The sequence below is a fragment of the Nostoc sp. genome (assembly GCF_036917375.1).
GTDB lineage: Bacteria > Cyanobacteriota > Cyanobacteriia > Cyanobacteriales > Nostocaceae > Nostoc.
The window spans coordinates 1-6310 of record NZ_JBALDN010000116.1 but is presented as its reverse complement, the minus strand read 5'-3'; the positions used below and the strand labels follow the sequence as shown (position 1 = coordinate 6310).

At 39.4% G+C, this 6310-nt stretch carries 5 protein-coding genes and 1 pseudogene; 4 read left to right on the top strand and 2 right to left on the bottom strand.

Translation table 11 applies throughout. The features are described from left to right. Window positions 1-93 precede the first annotated feature (93 nt). A pseudogene (locus V7K45_RS31985) lies at window positions 94-585 on the top strand (succinylglutamate desuccinylase/aspartoacylase family protein); the annotation flags it as partial. A 207-nt stretch (window positions 586-792) separates the two neighbouring features. On the opposite strand, the gene V7K45_RS31980 reads toward V7K45_RS31985, so the two are convergent. Further along, entirely contained in the window at window positions 793-1617 is an 825-nt protein-coding gene (locus V7K45_RS31980) for a DUF4351 domain-containing protein (RefSeq protein WP_335009872.1), read from the bottom strand. Between the two features lie 183 nt (window positions 1618-1800). Further along, window positions 1801-2883, bottom strand: a complete 1083-nt coding sequence (locus tag V7K45_RS31975; RefSeq protein WP_335009874.1) for an ATP-dependent 6-phosphofructokinase — start codon at window positions 2881-2883, stop codon at window positions 1801-1803. Window positions 2884-3309: 426 nt separating this feature from the next. Here V7K45_RS31975 and era point away from each other — a divergent pair, with 426 nt between their 5' ends. The 3 genes from era (at window position 3310) to V7K45_RS31960 (ending at window position 5497) form a co-directional block, all read left to right on the top strand. Further along, window positions 3310-4284, top strand: coding sequence for a GTPase Era (gene era, locus V7K45_RS31970; protein ID WP_335009870.1), 975 nt, complete (start codon window positions 3310-3312; stop codon window positions 4282-4284). 104 nt (window positions 4285-4388) lie between these two features. Continuing rightward, window positions 4389-5066 carry a response regulator gene (locus tag V7K45_RS31965; RefSeq protein WP_104908984.1) on the top strand — a complete coding sequence of 226 codons (678 nt, stop codon included), beginning with the start codon at window positions 4389-4391 and terminating at the stop codon, window positions 5064-5066. A 140-nt stretch (window positions 5067-5206) separates the two neighbouring features. Beyond that, window positions 5207-5497, top strand: coding sequence for a hypothetical protein (locus tag V7K45_RS31960; RefSeq protein WP_335009868.1), 291 nt, complete (start codon window positions 5207-5209; stop codon window positions 5495-5497). Window positions 5498-6310: the final 813 nt, after the last annotated feature.

The following is a 6310-nucleotide window of genomic DNA, read 5'->3' as shown; positions in this document are numbered from 1 at the left end:
CAATAAGAAATCTTTGAGATGCACCACACGCTCATTTTCATTCTTGGACAATGCTTAATTTACACGACTTTCAGCCTTAACTGAACCGTATTGAAATATGATGGTGATGCTTTTGATGAAGCTTTTATTAAACCTTGGTTAGCACTGGAAGCTTGTTTTAAAGAATTAGGTAGAGAAATCAAGTTTGATGTGGAAGCTTGGACATTAGAATTAGGCTCAGGAATGCAAATGCACCCTGATTCAGTTGCTAAAGGTGTACGAGGTGTGAAAAATTATTTAGCACAAAAAGGTGTACTGCAAATGCCTGATTTATCAGGTGACATAAAAACCCATGAGATGACTTTTGCATCTAGCAGCAACAGGAAAAAATATTATGCGATCGCAGGTGGTATGATTCAATCCAGAATAGAATTAGGCACTTCAGTAAAAGCTGGAGACAAACTCTATCAAATTCTCAGTTTTAATAAAGAAGGTAAGCTACCCAGTATAATTGATATCTGCGCTCAAGAAGATGGATTAGTTTATGATGTCGCAATCAATCAAGCTGTGAATGAAGGCGAGTTTGTCTTGGGAATAGTTAGTTAGGGGATAACAAATATATCAAGTGATTTTAAACAATGTCTTTATTAATAGTCTCACAATGCGTTTCTATTCCGTCTCGGAATTTCTTCCGAGTCTCATACCTGAAGCCCTGAACTTCACTTCTAGGCGGGATATCGGTGAGTGTGCAGTTTCACTCCGTTTAGGGTTGTAGAGAGGTGCGATGCTTTCTTAAAGAAAATCAATTTAACTTCAACTACTTTGTTGCTGTTCTAACCAAGTTACTAAATCATCCATCTCAGACATTCTTAAGAGAGATCGACATAAAGCCTCTAATTGTTCAATTCTCAAACCTTGAACTTTTTGATAAATTGATTCATCAATGTCACCAAAACGTTCTTCTAGCAGAGACATAGATAAAGAAAAAGCTTCTTGTTGTTTTCCTTTTTGCAAAATATCTTGATAAATCACTGATTCTTGCATAATATCCTCACTTAACAATTGACGAATCAAAGTTTTGTCGAATCGCAAACCAGCTAAAATTTCTGTATACCCAGCAATATTTTGTTTTGTCTCCCTATCTGAAATTGTAGCCACTTTTTTCGCAACCTGGGACAATAAACTTTGTGGGGAATCAGTACGACTCAGAGTAGCCAGAGGTAATAAATTTGCATTATTTAAAAATACACTCGAATCTTGCTCCCACATCCGTATGACTTGATAGCGGTGTACTGTCATATCATCCACATATTCTTGGGTAAAAGCAATTTCATCGTTTGTTTCTTGCAAAAAGATGACTACCTGCACAACTGGACATTTATACTGACGTTTTAATCTCACGGAGTAATCTAGCATTCGGAAGGTAATTGCAGGGCTAGACTGTGTTAAAGTCTGAAACTCAATATGCAGAATCCTGTTTTTAGTTTGAATAAAAGTCACAGAATCTGCACGAATTGGTTCCAAGCTTAATTCAGTTTTTAGCACTTTTGTATTTGCCGATTCCTCAGCAATTAACCACCGAACAAAATCTGCTGGATATTTTTCTGCCAGCAGCTTACAAACATTATCAAAACTCACAATATTAACAGACCTAATATTATGATTATATTACAGCTATTTTCAGGTAAATAAACCACACGTCAGGGATGGTTCAAATATATGAAATAGCATTTTTAATTTTCCAACACCTGTACAATATCAAACTTTACTAAACTTTGTACTTTGATAGGCACAGCTATGCTGTGCCTGTACCATATATGTTTAGTCTCCCAAATAAATACTCATACCACGAGCGGTTTTAACTAAAGTACCATTGGGATCGACGGCGCTATATTGAGCGATCGCTTCTGTAATTGGTACACTTAATACTTGGCGATTTTGCCATGTCACCATGCGATCGTATTTATCTTCGGCAATTAGATTAACTGCTGCTACGCCAAAGGCTGTTGCAACTAATCTATCTAGTGGTGAAGCAGTTCCACCCCGTTGAATGTGTCCTAAAACTGTAACTCGCGTTTCTACACCGATGTGCTGAATAATTTCATCGGCTAAATATTCGCCAATTCCCCCGTATCGAGATTGACCTAAGCGATTGGTAATCGTCACATTTTCGCCGTCTTGGGTACGAACTGCTTCAGAAACAATAATCAAACAATAGTTTTTGCCTTTCTCTTGGCGTTCTTTGATTTTGTGGCAAATATGCTCAACTGTATAAGGAATTTCGGGAATTAAAATTACATTTGCTCCCCCCGCAATTCCCGCAGCTATTGCTATGTGTCCGGCATCACGACCCATTACTTCCAAAATCATGACTCGGCTATGACTTGCAGCAGTAAAATGTAACCGATCTAGTGCTTCTGTGGCAATATTTACTGCTGTATCAAAACCGATAGCGTGTTCGGTAACGCCAATATCGTTATCAATGGTTTTGGGAATACCTACTAAATTAATACCGCCTTGTTGAGCGAGGCGACGCAAAATTGCCAAGCTACCATCGCCGCCGATACCAATCAAAGCGTCTAAACCTAATTCATGATAACCTGCAATAATTTCTTCGGAGCGATCGCATAAACTTCCATCCCCCATCGGAAAGGCAAAAGGGTCGCCTTTATTGGTCGTCCCCAACATTGTGCCACCCGCTGTTAACAACGAGTCAACTTGATCGACTTCCAGCTTGGTGAATTGTGGCGGACGCGCCATTAATCCTAGAGTTGCTTGACGGATTCCCAAAACCTCCCAACCGTAAGTATTTACAGCACAATTTACTACAGCCCTAATCACAGCATTTAAGCCAGAACAATCACCTCCACTTGTCAGAATTCCTATGCGTTTGGGTTGTCCCACATCTTTTATTGACATTTTGATCCAAATGTATATATTAAGTAGTCGATGAAACTTAAGCCAAAGTTAGCAGATTAAACCTAAGCAAAAGTCCTACCTGTTAATGCCAAAGTAATTTTATGTTTCTTTTGGATCTAAAAACAAAACAAAGTCTAAAAATTCAGCAACTCTTGAACCAAAAGTCAGATTTTATGTAGGTTGAGTATGATTGCCGATGAAATGAGGTAAACTTGGAGTTTAATTTTTTTAATATTCTGACTACTGAATTCTGACTCCTGAATACTACAACTAAGGTTATCTCAGCTGTAAAATATAAGTGTAGAGCCGGTAGTAGATTAAACCTCGGCAAAAGCAATCCCTAAAAATGCCAGGGTAATTTTATGCCTATTTTGTGTCTAAGAACAAACCAAGTTATCCCAGCTATAAAATATGAGGGTGGAGCCAAAGGTGACTAGTATTGAAAATTACAACTTCTCTTATTCAGGAGAAGTAGCAATTCCCCAGGCTCCTCCTGAATTCAAATCAGGTTTTATCGGCATTGTTGGTCGTCCAAATGTCGGTAAATCCACTTTGATGAATCAGTTAGTAGGACAAAAAATTGCCATTACATCACCAGTAGCACAAACTACACGTAACCGTTTGCGCGGTGTACTAACTACACCAGAAGCGCAGTTAATATTTGTAGATACGCCAGGAATTCATAAGCCCCATCATCAATTAGGCGAAGTATTGGTGCAAAATGCCAAAATTGCCATTGAATCGGTAGATGTTGTGTTATTTGTGGTAGATGGATCTGTGGCTTGTGGATCGGGCGATCGCTACATTGCTGAATTGCTTAGTCGCAGTAAAACACCAGTGATTTTGGGCGCGAACAAAACTGACCAACAACCTGCTGAATCGCAGTTTCTAGATGATAGTTACGCTCAGATGGCCCAGTCTCATGAATGGAAAATTGTGAAATTTTCTGCCAAGACTAGTACAGGATTACCGCAACTTCAAGAATTATTAATTGAACATTTAGAAATTGGGCCATTATATTATCCTCCAGACTTGGTAACTGACCAGCCAGAACGCTTTATTATGGGTGAATTAATCCGAGAACAAATTTTATTATTGACTCGTGAAGAAGTACCCCATTCAGTAGCGATCGCCATTGACCTAGTAGAAGAAACTCCCAGCATTACCCGTGTACTTGCTACCATCAACGTCGAGCGTGATTCCCAAAAAGGCATACTCATCGGCAAAGGTGGAGCGATGCTCAAAGCAATTGGTAGTGAAGCCCGCGAACAAATTCAAAAATTAATCGCTGGCAAAGTTTATCTAGAATTGTTTGTGAAAGTCCAGCCAAAATGGCGACAGTCGCGGATTAGTTTAGCAGAGTTAGGCTATCGCGTAGAAGAATAATAATTGGTCATTTGTAATTAGTCATTAGTTATTGGCAAGCAAAAGACAAAGGACAAATGACAAAGGACAAATGACTCATGACTAATGACTCTTAATTAATAAAAATGTCTTTAGATACTCGCTATCCCTTAAATTTACCCGTCAATGCTCCGCCCTTGCGCGTGTTAATTGTCGAAGACGATCCGATGATGCAACTGGGATTAGAGCAATCGTTGATGGCTCATCCTCAGTTGGAGATTGTTGGACAAGCAGAAGATGGTTATTTGGGAGTTCAAGCTGCACTGCAACTGAAACCTGATTTGGTGGTTATGGATATTGGGTTGCCGCGATTGGATGGTATTGCCGCAACACAGCAAATTAAGGCGGCGTTGCCAGCAACTCATGTAGTAATGCTGACATCTCATCAAACGGAGACAGAAATTATTGCGGCACTGTCTAGCGGTGCAGATGCGTATTGTATCAAAGGTGCAAGTGTGGAAAGATTGTTAAGTGCGATCGCAGCCGCAGTTGATGGTGCAGCCTATCTCGATCCCCAAATTGCGCGGCGAGTCATTGATAATCTCAAACCGCCTTCACCCACCACCAACACCGCCAACTTATCTGGGCGCGAGTTAGAAGTGTTAAAGCTGATGGTAGATGGGTTGAGTAATCCAGAAATTGCCGAAAAACTCTATCTCAGCCCCAACACCATCAAAACTCATGTCCGCGGAATTATGAATAAATTAGCAGTGGACGATCGCGTGCAAGCAGCAGTCGTAGCATTGCGTTCTGGGTTAGTTTGAGATCAAAAGAAATTATGGATCGGTGTGCGTAGCCTCCCTACTCTGTTTGCAACTTTCAAAATGCTAAATGCCAACTGCGGATGTATTTCTAACTATAAAAATAGTTGTCAAACTTTTAAAGTTAGCTAATTTTTTGTTCCATGCGCTCATTACTATTTCAAAACTTGAAGCTGACTATTCCTACAGCTTTAGGATTTACGATTCTGGGCTATATTCTAAGTCTACCTCTGAGTTTTCTTGGCAACTCAGAAGCAGTAAGATGGCAACTCAATCCCCAAAGCAGAATATTTATTGAAACCCGAAAGCTTGATGAGCTTGGAAGTTTTCAAGCTAGGGTAGCACTTGGAGGTACACCGCTCGGAATCCTAGTAGCTCAAACAACTTTTATTGTGTATATGTTTGGACTTAGCAATCGTAGCATTAAACAGTAATATCTTTGACGAGATATATATAAACACAGCCTTTATACCACTTGATGCAGTTGTATATTATGGCGATCGCCACACCTTTGGCTTTAAAGTTGGCAGGCATTTCTAACCCAATTTACAATTAGAGGCGTACATATATATGTACGCCTCTAAAGTTGGATTAATTTGTTGCCAAGATGTTTGAAAAATAGTCTACCTCAATGCATTTCAGTTAAAAGAGTTTGAGAATTGATTAGGGTCTATATGAACAGGAAATAACAAAATTTCCTTTCCTTCTAAATTTGCCTTTTGGTGAAGCAAAATTGCCTTTCCCAAAGAACAATATTTAATTGGAACCCATCTGTCGCTGTAAAAGTAGACAGTTACTCGGCTCATTGCATACTCTTTCAACGGCAGTGGAAGAGACCAGGACGAGTCCACAGTTTGAACCTTACCTGTTGAGTCCATGCTTTGAACCTCAGTTATTAAGTATATTTACTTTCACTGATTGGAATGATTTAGAGGAACTATCATAAGTAATAACAATCTGTCTTAAAACTACATCTTTAGATAAAAATTAAAATAATTAAAACTGATTTCACGCTCTTAGCACTAAATGCGATCGCTACTTCTGGTATCTCATCCGCAGTCGTTACTCAGATTGCCATTGTAAGAATAAGTAGGGATTTGATAGAAGAGTGCGATCGCATAAGCTAGTTTTCTTACAGCTATTTTCAGCTAAATAGCAGGGTTAGCGCGTCTCAAACCCTATTGACAGATGGATTCTAGCTCCTGTGTTGAGTTTGGGAGAGCCGCCGCCAACACAGAAACCATGTA

Coding starts and splice junctions, on each gene's coding strand:
- era (WP_335009870.1), top strand. CDS start 3,310: ATGAGGGTGGAGCCAAAGGTGACTAGTATTGAAAATTACAACTTCTCT.
- V7K45_RS31965 (WP_104908984.1), top strand. CDS start 4,389: ATGTCTTTAGATACTCGCTATCCCTTAAATTTACCCGTCAATGCTCCG.
- V7K45_RS31960 (WP_335009868.1), top strand. CDS start 5,207: ATGCGCTCATTACTATTTCAAAACTTGAAGCTGACTATTCCTACAGCT.